Raw genomic sequence first — 18,810 nt, forward strand, 5'->3', positions numbered from 1 at the left:
TTACGTTATTTTTAGCGCTATGAAAACGATTCTGGTAACAGGCAGCAATGGTTTGCTGGGACAGAAAATAACGGCTGCCTGCGCAGGAAATCCGGCCTTCCGGCTCATTGCCACATCGAGGGGTGCCGACCGCTACCAGGGCTATGCACATTATATATATGCATCTCTTGATCTGCTTGACGCGGCGGGGGTAAAGGAGGTTCTTGATACGTACAGGCCGCAGGTTGTTATCCATACCGCTGCCATGACCAATGCTGATACCTGTGCTGAGCAGCCGGAGGCTTGCCGCGCGCTGAATGTTGCCGTGGTTGCAGACCTGGTAACAAATTGCCGGTCAATCGGGGCACATCTGATTTATCTGAGTACCGACTTTGTATTTGACGGGGAACAGGGGCCTTACGGCGAAGACGACGAGCCGAACCCCCTGAGTGTTTATGGTGCATCTAAGCTGGCTGCCGAGCGTCTGGTTTCGGCGATGCAGGGTTCGTGGTCAGTTGTCAGAACAGTGCTTGTTTATGGGGTGCTGCCTGACATGAGCCGCAGCAACATTGTTCTATGGGCTAAGGAATCACTTGAGAAGAAAAAGAAGATTCAGGTCGTGAACGACCAATGGCGAAGTCCCACGCTTGCCGAAGACCTCGCTGCCGCCTGCCTCGAAATAGCTAAAAGGAAACTTTGCGGTATTTATCATGTCAGTGGTCCGGAGTTTCTGAGCGTGGCCGCGTTTGTGAGGCGTGTAGCAGCCTTCTGGGAACTCGACGAAAGCCTGATCACCGAAGTGTCTTCGGCAGCATTTGTTCAGCCGGCCAGGCGGCCAGCCCGCACCGGCTTCAGGTTAGATAAAGCCAGAACAGATTTCAGCTATCAGCCGCATGGCATTGAAGAAGGTCTCGCTATTGTAGACCGGCAGTTGAAAGCGATCTCCGGAGAAAATATATCTGCCTGAAAGAGCGGCGTTTGTAAAAAAGTTCAAAAATTTATTGGGAAAAACAAATGCAAGCATTACTTTTGCAGTCCGTTAACAAACGGAATCGGACTTGTAGCTCAATTGGATAGAGCATCTGACTACGGATCAGAAGGTTAGGGGTTCGACTCCCTTCAAGTTCACCAACAGAGTACAAAGCCTTGCTGCCAAACGCAGGAAGGCTTTTAACATTTAAAGACAACCTTGATGCTTAACTTAGTTCTCTTTGGGCCTCCGGGTGCAGGCAAAGGCACTCAATCTCAAAAGCTGATCGATAAATATCAACTGATTCATATTTCAACCGGCGATCTTTTCAGAGCTCATATTACCAACCAGACCGACCTTGGCAAAAAAGTCAGTGAGCTGATTGCAAACGGAGAGCTGGTGCCAGATGAAATTACGATCGCCATGCTGGAGGAAGAGGCGCACAGAAACAAGGACGCTAAAGGCTTTATCTTTGACGGTTTTCCGCGTACCGTTGCGCAGGCGCAGGCACTTGATCTTTTCCTGATCGGCCGGGACACAAAAATTACCGGTGTCATTGCGCTTGATGTAGACCAGGAAGAACTTTCCCGCCGTATTGCTGAAAGAAAAAAAATCAGCAACCGCGTAGATGATGATGCCGATAAGCTGAAAAGACGCATTGACGAATACTTTTCAAAAACCGTACAGGTGCTGCCTTACTATGAAGAACAGGGCAAGCTGACCAAAGTAAACGGAATCGGCGAAATTGATGCAATCTTTGCATCACTTTGCGCGGTGATCGATAGTTACCAGACAAATTCATAAGGCAGGTTCTGCCGCTGCATAAGTAAGTACCATGTCTCAGGGCTCAAATTTCGTAGATTATGTAAAGATCTGCTGTCGTTCGGGCAAGGGCGGCGCTGGTTCTGCGCACCTTCACCGGGACAAACATACAGCTATGGGCGGTCCTGATGGTGGAGATGGCGGCCGCGGCGGACATATTGTGCTGCGCGGAAACGCCCAGTTTTGGACGCTTCTGCACTTAAAATACCGCAAACATATTATTGCGGAAGACGGGCAGCCGGGTGGAAGCGGTCATAAATTTGGCCGTCAGGGTAAAGACGAAGTGCTCGATGTGCCATTGGGCACGATTGCCAAAAATGCCGAAACCGGCGAAGTACTGTTCGAAATTACTGAAGACGGCGAAACCCGGGTGCTTACGCCGGGCGGCCGCGGTGGTCTTGGCAACGCTCACTTTAAATCTGCCACGCTGCAGACACCCCGGTTTTCGCAGCCCGGAGAGCCAGGGCTCGAAGAGTGGATGATTCTCGAGCTGAAGGTTCTGGCAGACGTCGGACTTGTCGGCTTTCCAAATGCGGGTAAATCAACGTTGTTGTCGGTCGTTTCTGCAGCTAAGCCGGAAATTGCCGACTATCCCTTTACAACCCTGGTGCCCAATCTCGGTATCGTATCTTATCGTAACCATAAATCTTTCGTAATGGCCGATATTCCGGGTATCATTGAAGGTGCATCGAAAGGTAAAGGTCTCGGTTACCGGTTTCTCCGGCATATTGAACGGAACGCCGTATTACTTTTTATGGTCCCTGCAGATACCCACCGCTCAATCGCTGAAGAATATGAAATCCTGAAATCTGAATTGCGCGACTATAACCCGGAGCTTATGCAGAAGCCGCATCTCCTGGCTATTACCAAGTCAGATATGCTCGATGACGAACTCCGCGAAGAAATGAAGGCCCAGCTGCCTGCCATTCCATCAATATTTATCTCAGCTGTGGTTCAGAAAGGTATTTCAGAGCTTAAAGACATGCTTTGGCAGGCCATCAATGAAACGCCGGTAAACAGCTAAATCAGATTTCTGGTTATTTTTCCTTTTATAAGATACAAGGCCACGATGTTCTCGCGGTCAATGATGATATCTCCACGGTATTGTGAATTAGACGAACGCAGAATCACTTTCGTTTCATCGGGATGTTCATGCAGAAACCGTACGCAGCGCAGATCGTTTGCCTTGTTGTTCGTAAGTACAAGATAGGCTTCTCCCCAAAGCAGTACATTACGGTTCCAGATTTCTTTTACGGCTATGATATCTCCCGATGAATAAGCGGGGTGCATACTGTTGCCGTACACTGGCAAATATGCAGAGCAATCGTTAAATGGTTTGTAGTTTACATAATATGCCGGCTCGCGCTCCATCATTTCAAGATTCTCTTCAGCCAGCTCTTCAATATCTATATCATAATAAGGTATCCCTTCCTTTTCATTAACCGCCCGGGTGGCCTGTTCGCGGAAAATAGGCCCTTCGCCGGTTTCCAGCCATTCTTTATTTACCTGATGGATGAATGCAAGCCTGTCTTTGATCGCACTGGATACACCTACGCGCTGCCTGAGAATATCTGATAAAGATCCCGATTTGATATTGATCGAGTCTGCAAATTCTTTTTGCGTGTTAAACCCAAGTTTGCCCTGGAGAAATTTCACGCGTTCATTTGGGGTCATAGCTAATGTTTATAAGTTTTAAGAAATAAATTTTGTAGTTTAAGTTTTTCGAATAATTTTGTGGTTAAAGGCAATTATAAAAAATAATAGAGAAATTATAAAATATTTTAAGTTGTTATTTTAACCTAAAGATTATGATAGCGAATCGGATGCAGAAAGAAGTGTATAGTCGAAAATTACGGTCAGCAGTTCAATCATTTTTTGGCGGGGCTTCACTGCAGGCCTCCAGGCGAATGCTGCAAGATCTCTTTCTGGCGGGTAACAGGGCAAGCATGGCCGGAATTACCGATCCTGCTGTTGCGTTGTTTTTTATCCGTTTTCGTCATTTACTCGACCGGCTTCCGGTCTTGCTCCAGAGCGGGTTGCAGATCACTGACGCGCAGCCCGGCGTTCAGGAGGTATATCAGCGCGGGTACCCGGGTGTGTTACCGGCCGAAGCAAGGCTTAGACCGGGTAAATGGCTGCAGGCTTTCTTGTCGGTGGTGGTGGTGAAAAAAATCAAAAGGCTGCTGTTCGTATGTATCTCCGCTGCGAACGGAGGTCCTCAACGCTTCTTGCTAAACACCACCGGGTTCCAGGAAATTGAACAGGTACTTGAAGCCTGCTGGTATATTTTATATCCTTATCAGCAATCAGGCAGTGATACGGCGTTACGCAAGTCGTTCCAATTCACGGGTCCGCTTGATCTGACCCGTTCGGAGCGCGCAGATCCTGTTGCAGTCATCGCTGATTTTTTTTCGGGCTGGACCGTCCTGTCAGCTCAGCGCATGCTAAAAATATGGTTCAAAGCGGCGCTCATGCCGGGATATAAAATTGAAGATAATCTCGCCGCCGAACTTATTCACTTCAACAACGAGTTTACGCGTCTTCTGGAAGCAGGGCAGCTTGTCATCCATAGTTCTGTACAGCCTATACGGCCTTTGTCAGTTGATACAGCCATGCTCAATGGTCTGCTTGATTCTGAGGCTCCCGATCATTCGTTTTGTTTGCTTCGGTTAAAACCGCTGCAGGAAACCGAGCTAAATGACCTGGCCAAATTATTCTCTGCGAAGCACATCAGGAAGTTGCGCACTGGCATGCACCACTGGATGCTCGCTGCATTTAGCCGTTCTGCATCTGTTACCGATCTTGATGAAATGTATCTATTCCCGCAGTTTGAGCGCATGGAAGCCATCGTCTTTGGCTTGTACAGGCTGGTAGGCGTAACAGAAGAATGTTTAGAAGAAGAGTCAAAATAAAATGTCTGGCTGTGAAGTAATCGATATACAAGGTCCGGTATCGCTTGCAGATGAACCTCTTGACCGTGCTCCTGACTTAAGTTCTTGTCCGCCGGGGTTACGTCCGGCACTCAAACTGATTTTAAGCCAGCTGCCTGTGGTGTATGTATTCCTGGTTTGTACGCAGACCAGTACACCGCATTTGCTGGTGGTGTGCGGCCCGGCGTGCGATCGAAAGTTAGCCGGCTTCGAACCGCTTGTTGAGCTGGCTTTGTTATCGTGTCCGCTTTCTTTTGGTCTGTATAGTTACGCGTCAATCCGTTCACTTCTCTCAGCCGGCAATCCGTACTACTCCGTGTGTTGCCGGGTAAACAACCTGATCTATATGAAGCAAGGCTTTGCCATTCCGCCGGCAGGGCGCGGGGCCAATATGCATATGCTGGCTTCGGCGGCCCGGTTTGAACAGGGGATGGGCAGATCGCTTGCTTTTTACGAGAATGCGGCTTCGTTCTTAAGCTCGGGTCAGTTGGGTATGGCGGCGTTCTCTATGCATCAGACCTGTGAACAAAGTTTGCGCATTCTCGCGCTGTGCGTGCGTGGCCGCGAAATACGTAGTCATTCGCCTACTGTCCTTTACAGGCACGCCAGAACGTTCGCTGCGCTGGATGGCTCATTTGGTGCTGTACCTGCAGAAGAAACACGTATGCTGCGGCTGCTTGAGGAAGCTTATTCGGGTGCGAGATATGATGAAGCGTACACAATTTCTGAATCTGATGCCTTCCGCCTGTTTGATCTTTGTGGTGGGCTAGTTAGTCGCTGCTGTGAAGCCTTTACCCTATATATTGATAACTGGCTGGCAAAAATGCAGTTTGAAGGCTAAGAAACCATCCTTAAAGCCAGGGAATGTGTTGATTTTTACACAATCCCGCATTCCGGTTCGGGCTGATGTCTCAAGAACTGCTACCTTTGCCGTATTAACGGGCAAATGAGAATAGCAATAAATGGCTTCGGCCGAATCGGGCGGGTGTTTCTTCGTCTGGCAATTGAGCAGGGACTCGATGTCGTGGCAATCAACGATCTTGGTAATCCCGAATCACTGGTGCATCTGTTTAAATATGATTCTGTGCACCGGGGTTTCAAAGGTAAGGTTTCTTATCATGAGGGTTCGCTTGTGGCTGGCGAACAGTTGATAAGGCTGCTTTCGGAGCCAGACGCAGAAAAACTGCCATGGAAAGATCTTGCTGTAGATGTGGTTGTTGAAGCTACAGGCCGTAACCTGACCCGGGCTAAAGCACAGGCGCATCTGGCCGCCGGGGCCAGCCAGGTGCTTATTTCTGCACCATCCGCAGACAGGGATATACCGATGGTTGTGCTCGGGGTAAATGACGATAATGCCGACCTGGATGCGCCGGTGCTTTCAAATGCTTCCTGCACCACCAACAATGTCGCGGCAATGATAAAAATCCTGGACGACACCTGGGGAATTACAGAAGGGTACATTACCACTGTGCATTCTATGACCGGCGATCAGAACCTTCACGATGCGCATCACAAAGACCTCCGGCGTGCGCGGGCTGCTTCCGCATCGATTATCCCAACTACAACAGGTGCCGCGAAGGCTATTACCCATGTTTTTCCGCATCTTGAAGGTAAACTGGGTGGCGCCGGTATCCGTGTACCTGTGCTAAATGGCTCACTTACCGATTTCACCTGTCTGTTGAACAAACCGGCAACAGTTGCTGAAATTAACGGAGCTTTCCATCGCGCTGCAAATGGTCCGCTCAGAGACATCCTGGAATACACGGAAGATCCAATTGTCTCAGTAGATATTCTGGATAATCCGCATTCTTGTATATTTGACGCACAGCTAACTTCCGTTGTCGGCGATCTTGTTAAGGTTGTAGGCTGGTATGATAACGAATACGGTTATTCAAGCAGGCTGGTCGATGTATTGAAGAAAATACAGCTTCGGAACTACAATAGCCCGGACGAAAAGGTATGATCGGATTGATAAAAGCCGCTGATACACTACCATTGCGAAGCCTTGTGCTGCGGGATGGAAAACCGCTTGATGCCTGTATTTTCCCTACAGACGAAATTGAAGGGTCGTTTCATGTCGGGTATCTTTCAAACGATGAGCTTGTCTGCATTGCATCGTTTTTTCCTGAGGAGCATCCTGGCGATGGTGGTGTTGGCTACAGGCTGAGGGGAATGGCTACAAATCAGCATTACCAGGGGCAGGGGCTCGGGTCTGAACTGGTAAAGTTTGCCATAGCCTGCCTGACCGAACGGCACGCAGATTATCTTTGGTGTAACGCCCGCGCTGCTGCAATGAATTTTTACCGGCGACTGGGCTTTGAAGTAATTTCAGCTGAGTTTGACATCCCGGGTATCGGGCCGCATTTTGAAATGAAGTTAAATCTAAAATAAATACAATGAACACGATTGATCAATTTGATTTTAAGGATAAAAAGGCGCTCGTCAGGGTCGACTTCAATGTTCCGCTTGATTCAGAATTCAAGATTACAGATGATAAACGTATGGTGGCTGCGCTGCCTACCATCCAAAAAATACTTCAAGATGGTGGTTCGGTTATTCTGATGTCGCACCTGGGCAGACCAAAAGACGGTCCGACGGATAAATACTCCTTGAAACACATTTTGGGCGACTTGTCGCGGATGCTCGATCTTGAGGTGAAGTTTGCTGATGACTGCATAGGCGAGGATGCGGTGAGTAAAGCTAAAAATCTGTATCCCGGTCAGGTATTGTTGCTTGAAAACCTGCGTTTCTACAAGGAAGAAGAAAAAGGTGATGAGGCTTTTGCAGAGAAATTGTCTAAGCTGGGTGATATATACGTAAACGACGCCTTCGGGACCGCGCACCGTGCGCATGCCTCTACCGCGGTTATAGCGCAGTACTTTTCGGGTGCAAAATACTTCGGTTACCTGATGGCTGAGGAGCTGAAAAATGCTGAAAAAATTCTGAATCATGCTGACCGTCCGTTTACGGCTATCATGGGCGGCGCAAAGGTTTCTGATAAAATCCTGCTTATCGAAAAACTGCTTGAAAAAGTAGATAACCTGATTATTGGCGGTGGTATGGCTTATACTTTTGCCAAAGCGCAAGGCGGCACCATCGGAACTTCCCTGCTTGAAGCCGACAAACAGGAGCTTTCACTCGAACTTTTAAAGAAGGCTGAAGAGCGCGGCGTAAAAATCTACCTGCCATTCGATACCGTTGTGGCAGATAAATTCGACAATGAGGCCAATAGCGAAATCGCTCCGACAAAGGCCATTCCTGACGAATGGATGGGTCTGGATATCGGACCTGAGACGCGCAAATTGTTTGCTGATGTGATCAGCAACTCAAAAACGGTACTGTGGAACGGACCTATGGGTGTATTCGAAATGGCCAATTTTGAGCATGGTACACGCGCGGTTGCCGACGCGGTCGTCGCAGCGACGAAAGCTGGTGCATTTACCATGATCGGAGGCGGGGATTCTGCAGCCGCTATTGCCAAATTTGGTCTTGAGGATCAGGTAAGCTTCGTGTCTACAGGCGGCGGTGCGTTGCTTGAATATATGGAAGGCAAAGAACTGCCCGGCGTGAAAGCAATCGGATAAGTCTGCCACTTTCTACCACCACAACCCATTTTATAGGGTCCGGTGTGTAAAATAGCTATAACAATCTGCAAGACCGGCCAGAGTGAATGCTCTGGCCGGTTTTCTTTTGGGAAAAAATCCCACCCTTTACAAACGCGTCTTTTGTGCGTTGCAGCGATATTTTAGGGCCTCCGTTCTGGCTTGAAAATTGTTGAAAACTTTTTTGTGGTAAAAAGTGGTGTAAAGTGGGAGAAGTGATTTACTTTTACACTAGATAAAAACTGCATAGACCGTAATGATTCAACTGCTGGGAGAATTCGATTGTAAGCTTGATGCGAAAGGCCGCCTGAGTGTGCCTTCTTCGCTCAAGAAGCAATTGCCCGATGTTGAGCGCGACGGTCTTGTCGTGAATCGTGGATTTGAAAAACATCTGGTCATCTACCCTAAGAAAGTTTGGGAGCAGATTGTAGCCGATTTGTCAGCACTGAACCCTTACGAGAAAAAGAATCGCGATTTTATCCGGTTCTTTACCAGGGGGGCTACCGATCTGTCGCTGGATGCAGCTGGCAGAATTCTTTTGCCGAAAGCGCTGACCGAGTTTGCCGGTATTGGTAGTGATGTTGTGCTGGCTTGCCAGCTTGATAAAATCGAAGTCTGGGACAGAGGTGCCTACGAGGGATTGTTTGATGATGAGCCCGAAAATTTTGCAAACCTCGCCGAAGAGGTGATGGGTGGTAAGGAAAGGGGGATTCATGGCGTATAATTACCATGTGCCTGTTTTATTGCAAGCATCGGTAGAGGGGCTGAATATTCGTCCTGATGGTGTTTATGTCGATGTGACCTTCGGTGGCGGAGGGCATTCGCGCGAGATACTCAGCCGGCTTGGACCAAACGGGCGCCTGGTTGCTTTTGATCAGGATCCGGATGCGCAACGCAATCGTCCGGGCGATGAACGTTTTATTTTTATAGATCAGAATTTCGGCTTTCTGAAGAATAACCTCCGTCTGAAGGGGTTCAGGCAAGTAGATGGTATACTGGCCGATCTGGGTGTTTCCTCGCATCAATTTGATGAGGCGGACCGGGGTTTTTCGATCCGCGCAAATGCTGCACTCGACATGCGAATGGATCAGCAGCGAGATCTGACGGCTGCTCAGGTTCTGAATACCTACCCTGAAGAAGGTCTTCATAAAATCTTTGGCATTTACGGCGAAGTGAAGAATGCGAAAACGCTTGCCCGTACGGTCGTTACATCACGTTTGTCTGCTCCTTTCACTGATATTGACGGTTTTAAAGCTGCGATCGGGTCATGTATTCCAAAAGGGAAAACGCATAAGTACCTGGCGCAGGTTTTTCAGGCACTTCGCATAGAAGTAAATGCAGAGATGCAGATGCTTGAGCAATTCCTGGAGCAGTCTGCCGAGGTGCTGTCGCCGGGCGGGAGACTGGTAGTTATTTCTTACCATTCACTTGAGGACCGGCCGGTAAAAAACTTTATGGCGCGCGGAAAAATCCGTGGCGAGGTGGAGAAAGATTTCTTTGGTAATCAGCAGAAGCCGTTCAAAGTCATTACGCGCAATCCTGTCGAAGCAGATGAAGCAGAGATAGCGGCAAATAACCGCGCCCGCAGCGCGAAACTCAGAATTGCAGAGAAGATATGAACAAGTTCAGGGAAAATATCGAAATCATGCCGGAGGCAGAGGAGGATCTCGGAATCAGGATCAAACCTGCGGCCGCGCCATCGTCTGCTGCGTCAGAAGAGAAAAACCTGCTAACCACCTTTTTCAGAGAAGGTGTGGTATCAAAAGAAACGGCTACAGAAATGCTGCCTTTCCTGATCTTCCTGGCGTTTATCGGCATGATCTACATCGCTAACAGCCATTTTGCTGTGCGGAATATGCGGAACATTGATAAGCTGAGCAAAGAAGTTAAGGAGTTAAGCTGGGAATATAAATCGCTTAAAGCTGACCTGATGTTCAGAAGCAAGCTGACCGAGGTTGCGAAAACGGTCGATACATTAGGTATAAAAGAACTGGTAGAACCACCAAAAAAAATAGTCATCAACGAAAATGAACATTAGAACCAATATTCTTCTTCGTGTATACCTGGCTTTCGGGCTGATTGTGCTGTTGGCGGTTGCGGTATTGGTAAGGCTTTGTCAGGTGCAATACATCCAGGGAGGCAAATGGCGCGCCATGGCCGACAGTCTGTCTACCCGATACATGAACGTAGAGGCCGTACGGGGTAATATTTATTCTGTAGATGGAAGCCTGCTTGCTACTTCGGTTCCCGAGTACGAATTGAGGGTTGATCTTTTTGCCGGCGGCATCCAGGAAGACCAGCTGTTTAACAGCAAAGTCGATTCGCTGGCGCTGAAACTGGCCTCTTTTTTTAAGGATCGTACGGCAAAAGAATATTCACGTTACCTGCGCCGTGCAAGGCAGGATAGTGTTCGTTACCTGCTGCTTAAGCGCCGGGTATCTTACCAGGACCTGAAAGAAGTGCGTACATTTCCCTTGTTCAACGTAGGTAAGTACAGTGGCGGACTTATCGCTGTCCAACAAAACAAGCGGGTGTTGCCTTTCCGTGCCCTTGCGGCCCGTACAATCGGTTATAAAAATGACAATGTTTCGAACCCGGTTGGGCTGGAGGGCGCGTACGGGGATTATATTAATGGTGAAACGGGAAAACGCCTGATGCAGCGCATTGCCGGCGGCGTGTGGATGCCTGTCAATGACGAAGCTGAGGTGGCACCTAAAGATGGCGCAGATATTATTTCTACAATTGATATCAATATGCAGGATCTGGCCCAGAATGCGCTTGAAAAGCAGCTGATCAAGGCCGATGCAGACCATGGTACGGTAATCGTTATGGAGGTGAATACCGGTGAAGTGCGTGCGGTAGCCAACTTTACAAAAGACGGAGAAGGGATATACAAAGAGAAATTTAACTACGCCATCGCGGCAAGCCAGGATCCGGGTTCGACCTTTAAGCTGGCTTCTTATATGGCATTGCTGGAAGACGGTAAAATTGATACGAACAATTACGTCGAAACGGGAAATTATAAGATACCCGGGCATACCATCAAAGACTCTCACGGGAGTATCGGTACCGTAACGGTCAAAAAAGCTTTCGAAGAATCGTCTAACGCGGCTATTGCCAAACTAATCAATACGCATTACAAAGACAACCCGAAGCAGTTTACGGATCATCTTTATGATATCCATATGAACGAAAAGCTGCAGCTGCAGATACCAGGGGAAGGCAGACCGGTCATTAAAAACCCATCTAATAAAAGCTGGAACAAAAACATGACCCTGCCGCAGATGGCTTACGGTTATGAAATGCAGATTACGCCGCTGCAGATGCTTGCTTTCTACAACGCGGTTGCGAATAATGGCAAATACATCTCGCCAATTTTTGTGCGCGAGATCAGGAGGCTGGGCAGCCCTGTTGAGCAGTTCCAGGCCCGTGTAATCAAGGACCGCATCTGTTCTGAAGAAACGATAAAAAAATTGCAGGAGATGCTTGAGGGCGTAATCTCCGAAGGAACCGGTAAGCAAATCATCTATAACCCGCTGTATAAGGTGGCCGGTAAAACGGGTACTGCACAGGTAGCTGATGATAACCGCGGTTATAAAGGAAAACGGTCTTATCAGGCATCGTTCTGCGGATACTTCCCGGCAGACAAGCCAAAGTATTCAATGATCGTCGTGATCAACAACCCAAAGAAGATCAGCTACTATGGTGCCTTTGCCGCAGGTCCGGTGTTCAGGGAAATTGCCGACCGCATTTATGCAAGCGACATGCGCATGTATAACCCGGTTTCGGAATATATTGCCGGAAATGTAGGTATGCCCCGCGCAAAGTCAGGGCAGATCAAGGCTACTAAAAAAGTTTATCATGCCTTTGGCCTGAAACCATTATTCGCGTCTAATTCGGAATACTTCAATGCCGTAGACGATAGCGGCGGACTTGTGTTCGAAGAAAGCAATACGCCGAAAGGAACGATGCCGAACGTAAAAGGTATGGGGCTTAAAGATGCCCTTTATCTGCTAGGCAATGTCGGACTGAAAACAAGAATTAAAGGCAGCGGTAAAGTGGTTGCGCAGTCGATCGCGCCTGGAAGCCGCATAGGTAAAGGTTTGTCGGTTTTTATTGAATTGGAATAGACGATACATGCAGTTAACAGAATTATTATACGGTGTTCAGCTCCTGGAAGTGAATGGAAGTACAGAGAAAGAAATTTCTTCTCTGTGTTTTGATTCGCGCAAGGCTGTACCGGGCTGCGCTTTTTTCGCCATCAAGGGAACGCTGAGTGATGGTCATGTCTTCATTTCTCAAACAATTTCCGCGGGCGCTACGGCTGTCGTTTGCGAAGATTTTCCGGAAGAACTTCAGCAGGAAGTTACCTATATACGCGTTGCCGAACCGGCAGCTGCGCTGGGAATCATGGCCGCCAATTTCTATGGCAATCCTTCTGCTGAACTCAAACTTGTCGGTATAACCGGTACGAACGGCAAAACCACCATTGCAACCCTGCTGTTCAGGCTATTCCGTGATATGGGTTACAAAGCCGGCCTGCTCTCAACCGTAGAAAATCAGGTAAATGACCGGATTGTTCCGGCTACGCATACCACGCCCGATCCGCTTTCGCTAAACCTGCTTCTCCGCGAAATGGTTGATGCCGGTTGCGACTACTGTTTTATGGAGGTGAGCTCACACGCAGTGGCCCAGCATCGCATTAGCGGACTGTTATTTTCTGGCGGCGTGTTTTCAAACCTGACTCATGATCATCTGGATTTTCATAAAACCTTTGATCAGTATCTGGCTGCAAAAAAAGCTTTCTTTGATGGTCTGCCCAAGTCGGCCTTTGCCTTGACAAACGTTGATGACAGGAACGGGCTCGTGATGCTGCAAAATACCAGAGCGCACAAAAAAACCTATGCGCTGAAACAACTTGCTGATTTTAAAGGCAAGGTGCTTGACAACCAGTTTTCGGGTCTGCACATGGAGGTTGATCATGAGGATGTGTACTTCCGCCTGGTTGGTTCGTTCAATGCATACAATATCATGGCGGTTTACGGCACGGCTGTTCTTCTTGAGCAGGATAAACTCCGCACGTTGACGGCGTTAAGCCGGCTGCAGGGAGCAGAGGGACGGTTCGACTACCTTGTATCGCCCGAAGGGATCATTGGGATCGTAGATTACGCACATACTCCTGATGCCGTTCAAAATGTGCTGAGCACGATCCAAAACATACGGAAAGGCACAGAACAAGTCATCACGGTGATCGGTTGTGGCGGCGACCGCGATAAAAGTAAAAGACCGGTGATGGCCCAGGTTGCCTGCGACTGGAGTGACAAAGTGATTTTTACTTCCGATAATCCGCGTACAGAAGATCCCCAGGCTATTTTGGAAGATATGCAGGCCGGTGTTACCCCGACCAACAGCAGGAAAGTTCTGGTCATCGCTGACCGGAAAGAGGCAATTAAAACCGCTTTTCACCTTGCGACGAAAGGCGACATCATCCTGGTAGCCGGTAAAGGGCATGAAAAATACCAGGAAATCAACGGAGTGCGCAGGCATTTTGATGATAAGGAAATATTAACAGCACTTTTTAACCCGGCAAGCTAATGTTGTATCATTTATTTGAATACCTGCGTGAGCACTACAACTTCCCTGGGGGACGGTTGTTTCAGTACATCACTTTCCGTACTTCGCTTGCCATTATTTTGTCGCTCGTTATCACAACGGTCTTTGGTCGCCGCATTATCGATTTCCTTCATACAAAGCAGGTTGGAGAAACGGTGCGTAACCTTGGTCTCGAAGGCCAGATGCAAAAGCAAGGAACGCCTACCATGGGCGGAATTATGATTCTGCTTGGCATCCTCATCCCGACATTGCTTCTGGGTAACCTTACCAACATATACGTTCTGCTAATGATCATTACGACTGTCTGGATGGGGGCTATCGGTTTTCTGGACGATTATATTAAAGTATTTAAAAAGAATAAAGAGGGACTGGCCGGCCGGTTTAAAATAGTGGGGCAGGTTGGCCTTGCGCTGATCATAGGCTGGACCATGTATTTCCATCCGAACATCGTCGTGCGCCAAACCGTAGGTGATACCAATCCCGAATCGCAGGTGCCAATTGTTCTGCGTAAAAAGGGTGAAAGCTTTTATTATACGCAGGATATCAAGTCGACCAAAACCAATGTTCCGTTTTACAAGAACAACGAATTTGATTATGCCAAGGTGCTTAAGTTTTTAGGGCCGGGATACGAAAAATACGCTGTCTTTACATTTATCCTGTTTGTGGTCATCATCATTACGGCCGTATCAAATGGTGCAAACATTACAGACGGGATAGATGGCCTGGCCACGGGCACCTCGGCGGTTATTGGCATAACGCTGGGTATCCTGGCTTATGTGTCCGGCAACACGGTTATTGCCGAATACCTGAATATCATGTACATTCCGAATTCGGGCGAGCTGATGATCTTTGCCGGAGCCTTTGTGGGCGCCTGCGTGGGTTTCCTGTGGTATAATTCATATCCGGCACAGGTTTTTATGGGCGATACCGGGAGCCTGGCCATCGGCGGTATCATTGCTGCCTTTGCAATCATGATCCGTAAGGAACTACTTATCCCAATCTTGTGCGGCATCTTCCTGATCGAAAACCTTTCGGTGATCATCCAGGTGTCTTACTTTAAGTATACTAAAAAACGCTTCGGCGAGGGACGCCGAATATTTCTGATGTCGCCGCTGCACCACCACTACCAGAAAAAAGGGTACCATGAGGCTAAGATCGTAACCCGGTTCTGGATCGTCGGGATCATGCTCGCTATCATCACGATTGTAACGCTAAAAGTAAGGTAATGAAGGGGAGAAAGATCGTTATACTCGGTGCAGGAGAAAGCGGGGTTGGGGCGGCCATGCTTGCAAAAAAACATGGCTTTGAAGTCCTGGTCTCAGACTCAGGCGCAATTGCGCCGCATTATAAAGCGCAGCTCCAGCAAATGGGTGTCCAGTTTGAAGAGCTGCGCCATACAGAGGCGGAGATTCTGGCTGCCGATGAGGTTATAAAGAGTCCGGGTATACCCTCAAACGCACCGCTGGTGCAGGCGCTGAAACAGCGGGAAATTCCGGTTATTTCAGAGATCGAGTTTGCAAAGCGTTACACAAACGCGCGAACCATCTGTATTACCGGATCGAATGGCAAGTCGACCACGACCATGCTGACCTACCACATTTTGAAAAATGCAGGTGTAAACGTGGGCCTGGCGGGAAATATAGGGCAAAGTTTCGCAGCGCAGGTGGCCGCATCAGACTTCGACTGGTATGTTCTCGAAATCAGCAGTTTCATGCTTGATGACATGTACGCCTTCAGGGCAGACATCTCGGTCTTGCTGAATATCACCCCGGATCATCTGGACCGCTACGATTACAAAATGGAAAACTACGCACGCTCAAAAATGCGCGTGCTGCAAAATCAGACTGAACAAGACGCCTTTGTGTATTGCGCAGATGATCAGGAGATCATCAAAGCGCTGAAAAATATAGAGGTCAAACCGAAACAATACCCCTTCAGCCTTACACAAAAGGTGCAGGAAGGCGCTTTTTTAGAACAGAACGAACTATTTATCAATATCAACCACCAAGAACTATTCACCATGTCTATTTCAGAACTCGCGCTGCAAGGCAAACACAATATCCACAATTCAATGGCCTCAGGTATTGTTGCCAAAGTTATCGAGCTGCGCAATGAATCCATACGCGAAAGCATGGGGAATTTTAAAAATATTCCGCATCGCCTTGAGCATGTTGCAAAAATATCTGGAATTGATTTCGTGAACGACAGCAAAGCGACGAATGTGAATTCTACCTGGTATGCGCTTGAAAGCATGAACAGCGACGTGGTGCTGATCATGGGTGGTGTTGATAAGGGAAATGATTACCAAATGCTGAAAGACCTTGTACAGTCTAAGGTTAAGGCCATCGTCTGTCTTGGTAAAGATAATAAGCGCATTCATGAAGCATTCGAAGATGATGTCGAAGTTATCGTCAATACATTTTCTGCGTTCGAAGCTGTGCAGATTGCCTACCATCTGGCAAAAAAGGGAGACACTGTGCTGCTGTCGCCTGCATGTGCCAGCTTTGATTTGTTTACAAATTATGAAGACCGGGGTAACCAGTTCAAACTGGCCGTTAAAGAATTGTAATTATGTTTTCCATCCAGGCATTACTCAGTAAAACAAAGGGCGACCGGTGGATCTGGCTGATCATCGTGCTGCTTTCGCTTATCTCGATCCTGACGGTTTACAGCGCAACAGGAACGCTAGCCTATAAGCAGGGTAAAACGGTCGAAAAACTGCTGCTTACAAAGCACCTGATTTTTGTGCTGATGGGTATTGCCATGATCTATTTTTCGCATTTGCTCGACTACCGGTATTATGCAGGAATATCAAAGATTTTGATGATCATAACCATTCCGCTGCTTTTTTATACCGCAGTTTTTGGTGAGAACATCAATGAGGCATCAAGATGGGTCAAGATTCCAATCATCGGTCTGACCTTTCAGACATCCGATCTGGCCAAGGTGGCCCTGATTACATTTCTGGCGCGGATGCTGACCAAGAAACAGGAACAGATTAAAAACCTGCGGGAATCTTTTCTGCCGATTATGGGCTCGGTTTGTGTTGTTTTCGGACTGATTGCATGGGCGAACATGTCTACCGCGATCATGCTTTTCGGCGTGAGTATCCTTCTGCTTATTATGGGGCGAATCAGCATCAAACAAATCGCAGCGGTTTGCCTCGGGGGCGTTGTTCTGCTCACATTTATCGTCTTCCTGGGCCCAAGGTCGGGAACATACAAATCAAGGATTAATTCCTTTCTGCATCCCGAACTTCAGCATTCAGACAAGACGTTCCAGGCAGATCAAAGTAAAATTGCCCTGGCTACCGGCGGGCTGTTTGGCAAAGGGCCGGGAAACAGTACACAGCGAAACTTTTTGCCGCACCCGTATTCAGATTTCATCTTCGCCATCATTGTTGAAGAGTATGGGCTGTTTGGCGCGCTTGTTATGATTACACTGTACCTCGTGTTACTCTACCGGTGTATAAAAATAGTAACTAAAGCCCCGAAAGCATTCGGGGCGCTGCTGGCTGCCGGACTCAGCTTCAGTCTTACCATACAGGCTTTTGCAAACATGGCAGTTGCCGTAGGGCTTGGGCCGGTTACCGGTGTGCCCTTGCCGCTGGTAAGTATGGGCGGTACCTCAATTATTTTTACAAGCGTGGCATTCGGAATCATCTTGAGCGTTAGCAGGGATGTGGAAGAAGGCAGTAATAAAAAAGTGGTGATCGGCGAGATACCGTCGATGGGTTAGGGAATGTGGACGATGGTCCCATGACAAGACAAGAAAACAAAAAATGAATAATTCCCCAAAAATTATCATATCAGGCGGAGGCACCGGCGGGCATATTTTTCCCGCCGTGGCCATAGCCAACGCCCTGCGCCGGTTGCGGCCGGGATGCGAGATTCTTTTTGTGGGCGCTAATGGCCGTATGGAGATGGAAAAAGTTCCCGCGGCAGGTTACCAAATCAGGGGACTGAACATTAGCGGCATCCAGCGGGGATCAATTTTAAAAAATCTTGTACTTCCCTTTAAGATTATCGGCAGCATTCGCCATGCACTGCGTATCCTGAAAGAGTTTAAGCCGGATGCGGCGGTCGGTGTTGGGGGATACGCATCAGGTCCGCTGTTGTACGCGGCGTCACTACGAAATATTCCTTACCTGATCCAGGAGCAGAACTCTTATGCAGGTAAGACAAACAAATGGCTTAGCAAAAAAGCGCGTAAGATATGTGTGGCATTTGACGGGATGGAAGAATTCTTTCCGGCGGCAGCCATCTTAAAGACGGGTAACCCGGTAAGGACTGATGTTGTAAATATAGAAGGGAAACGTGAGCAGGGCGCAGCACTGCTGGATCTTGATCCGAATAAAAAAACAATTCTCGTAACAGGCGGAAGCCTCGGTGCAGGAACTTTGAATAAAAGCATTGAAAAGCACCTTTCAGAGATTATTTCCAGCGACGTACAGGTGATCTGGCAGACCGGAAAGTTCTACTATAAGGGAATCCTGGAGCGGCTGGGTCCGGGAAGACATCCCAATGTCAGGGTCATGGAGTTTCTGAACCAGATGGATCTGGCTTATGCAGCGGCAGATGTGATCATTTCGCGCGCAGGGGCAGGTACGATCGCCGAGCTCTGTCTGATCGGTAAACCGGTTATCCTGGTTCCTTCGCCGAATGTGGCTGAAGACCATCAGACAAAAAACGCGATGGCACTGGTAAAAAATAAGGCCGCTCTACTGATCAATGACAGGTCGGCAGAAGATACGTTAGTCAGGGAAGCCCTGGCACTGCTGAAGAATGCCCCATTGGCAAAAGAACTGGGAGAAAACATAAACAGGATGGCATTGGCTGATGCCGACGAGGTCATCGCTGCCGAAGTTTTGAAACTGGCAGATCAGAACAAATAA

Annotated in this window: 18 protein-coding genes and 1 tRNA gene; 18 read left to right on the forward strand and 1 reads right to left on the reverse strand. The window is 48.3% G+C overall.

Going from position 1 to position 18,810, the window contains the following annotated elements:
- The first annotated feature begins 19 nt into the window (after positions 1-19).
- The 4 genes from EJV45_RS14125 (at position 20) to obgE (ending at position 2,795) form a co-directional block, all read left to right on the forward strand.
- Positions 20-946, forward strand: a complete 927-nt coding sequence (locus EJV45_RS14125) for an SDR family oxidoreductase (protein WP_129716458.1) — start codon at positions 20-22, stop codon at positions 944-946.
- 87 nt (positions 947-1,033) lie between these two features.
- A tRNA-Arg gene (locus tag EJV45_RS14130) sits at positions 1,034-1,110 on the forward strand.
- 61 nt (positions 1,111-1,171) lie between these two features.
- On the forward strand, positions 1,172-1,753 hold the full coding sequence (locus tag EJV45_RS14135) for an adenylate kinase (RefSeq protein WP_129716460.1): 582 nt from the start codon (positions 1,172-1,174) through the stop codon (positions 1,751-1,753).
- A gap of 31 nt (positions 1,754-1,784) precedes the next feature.
- Positions 1,785-2,795 (forward strand): GTPase ObgE, encoded by a 1,011-nt coding sequence (gene obgE / locus EJV45_RS14140; RefSeq protein ID WP_129716462.1) that lies wholly within the window; start codon positions 1,785-1,787, stop codon positions 2,793-2,795.
- On the opposite strand, the gene EJV45_RS14145 is transcribed toward obgE, so the two are convergent.
- Positions 2,792-3,445: a S24 family peptidase gene (locus tag EJV45_RS14145; RefSeq protein WP_129716464.1), complete on the reverse strand. Its 654-nt coding sequence runs from the start codon at positions 3,443-3,445 to the stop codon at positions 2,792-2,794. The two genes, obgE and EJV45_RS14145, sit on opposite strands and share 4 nt — an antisense overlap.
- A gap of 134 nt (positions 3,446-3,579) precedes the next feature.
- On the opposite strand from EJV45_RS14145, the gene EJV45_RS14150 reads away from it, so the two are divergent.
- From EJV45_RS14150 to murG, 14 genes are all read left to right on the forward strand, one after another.
- Entirely contained in the window at positions 3,580-4,683 is a 1,104-nt protein-coding gene (locus EJV45_RS14150) for a hypothetical protein (protein ID WP_165305063.1), read from the forward strand.
- A 1-nt stretch (position 4,684) separates the two neighbouring features.
- Complete coding sequence (locus EJV45_RS14155) at positions 4,685-5,542, forward strand: HEPN domain-containing protein (RefSeq protein WP_129716468.1); 858 nt, start codon at positions 4,685-4,687, stop codon at positions 5,540-5,542.
- 105 nt (positions 5,543-5,647) lie between these two features.
- Entirely contained in the window at positions 5,648-6,664 is a 1,017-nt protein-coding gene (gene gap, locus EJV45_RS14160) for a type I glyceraldehyde-3-phosphate dehydrogenase (RefSeq protein ID WP_129716470.1), read from the forward strand.
- Positions 6,661-7,092, forward strand: coding sequence for a GNAT family N-acetyltransferase (locus EJV45_RS14165; RefSeq protein ID WP_129716472.1), 432 nt, complete (start codon positions 6,661-6,663; stop codon positions 7,090-7,092). Before gap ends, EJV45_RS14165 begins: the two co-directional genes overlap by 4 nt.
- Before the next feature lie 5 nt (positions 7,093-7,097).
- A complete protein-coding gene (gene pgk, locus EJV45_RS14170; RefSeq protein WP_129716474.1) occupies positions 7,098-8,285 on the forward strand; it encodes a phosphoglycerate kinase in 1,188 nt (395 codons plus the stop codon).
- A gap of 274 nt (positions 8,286-8,559) precedes the next feature.
- Complete coding sequence (gene mraZ / locus EJV45_RS14175; RefSeq protein WP_129716476.1) at positions 8,560-9,027, forward strand: division/cell wall cluster transcriptional repressor MraZ; 468 nt, start codon at positions 8,560-8,562, stop codon at positions 9,025-9,027.
- The gene (gene rsmH, locus EJV45_RS14180; RefSeq protein WP_129716478.1) at positions 9,017-9,922 is read left to right on the forward strand and encodes a 16S rRNA (cytosine(1402)-N(4))-methyltransferase RsmH; all 906 of its coding nucleotides are present in this window, start codon (positions 9,017-9,019) and stop codon (positions 9,920-9,922) included. Before mraZ ends, rsmH begins: the two co-directional genes overlap by 11 nt.
- Positions 9,919-10,341: an FtsL-like putative cell division protein gene (locus EJV45_RS14185; protein ID WP_129716480.1), complete on the forward strand. Its 423-nt coding sequence runs from the start codon at positions 9,919-9,921 to the stop codon at positions 10,339-10,341. Before rsmH ends, EJV45_RS14185 begins: the two co-directional genes overlap by 4 nt.
- Positions 10,331-12,433 (forward strand): penicillin-binding protein, encoded by a 2,103-nt coding sequence (locus EJV45_RS14190; protein ID WP_129716482.1) that lies wholly within the window; start codon positions 10,331-10,333, stop codon positions 12,431-12,433. Before EJV45_RS14185 ends, EJV45_RS14190 begins: the two co-directional genes overlap by 11 nt.
- Before the next feature lie 7 nt (positions 12,434-12,440).
- Positions 12,441-13,898 carry a UDP-N-acetylmuramoyl-L-alanyl-D-glutamate--2,6-diaminopimelate ligase gene (locus tag EJV45_RS14195; protein ID WP_129716484.1) on the forward strand — a complete coding sequence of 486 codons (1,458 nt, stop codon included), beginning with the start codon at positions 12,441-12,443 and terminating at the stop codon, positions 13,896-13,898.
- Positions 13,898-15,142: a phospho-N-acetylmuramoyl-pentapeptide-transferase gene (gene mraY, locus EJV45_RS14200; protein WP_129716486.1), complete on the forward strand. Its 1,245-nt coding sequence runs from the start codon at positions 13,898-13,900 to the stop codon at positions 15,140-15,142. Before EJV45_RS14195 ends, mraY begins: the two co-directional genes overlap by 1 nt.
- Positions 15,142-16,485 carry a UDP-N-acetylmuramoyl-L-alanine--D-glutamate ligase gene (gene murD / locus EJV45_RS14205; RefSeq protein ID WP_129716488.1) on the forward strand — a complete coding sequence of 448 codons (1,344 nt, stop codon included), beginning with the start codon at positions 15,142-15,144 and terminating at the stop codon, positions 16,483-16,485. The genes mraY and murD overlap by 1 nt, the downstream gene beginning before the upstream one ends.
- Before the next feature lie 2 nt (positions 16,486-16,487).
- Positions 16,488-17,654 carry an FtsW/RodA/SpoVE family cell cycle protein gene (locus EJV45_RS14210; RefSeq protein ID WP_205942392.1) on the forward strand — a complete coding sequence of 389 codons (1,167 nt, stop codon included), beginning with the start codon at positions 16,488-16,490 and terminating at the stop codon, positions 17,652-17,654.
- 43 nt (positions 17,655-17,697) lie between these two features.
- Positions 17,698-18,810 (forward strand): undecaprenyldiphospho-muramoylpentapeptide beta-N-acetylglucosaminyltransferase, encoded by a 1,113-nt coding sequence (gene murG / locus EJV45_RS14215; protein WP_129716490.1) that lies wholly within the window; start codon positions 17,698-17,700, stop codon positions 18,808-18,810.

It is taken from the genome of Pedobacter sp. SYP-B3415 (assembly GCF_004138205.1).
GTDB lineage: Bacteria > Bacteroidota > Bacteroidia > Sphingobacteriales > Sphingobacteriaceae > Pedobacter.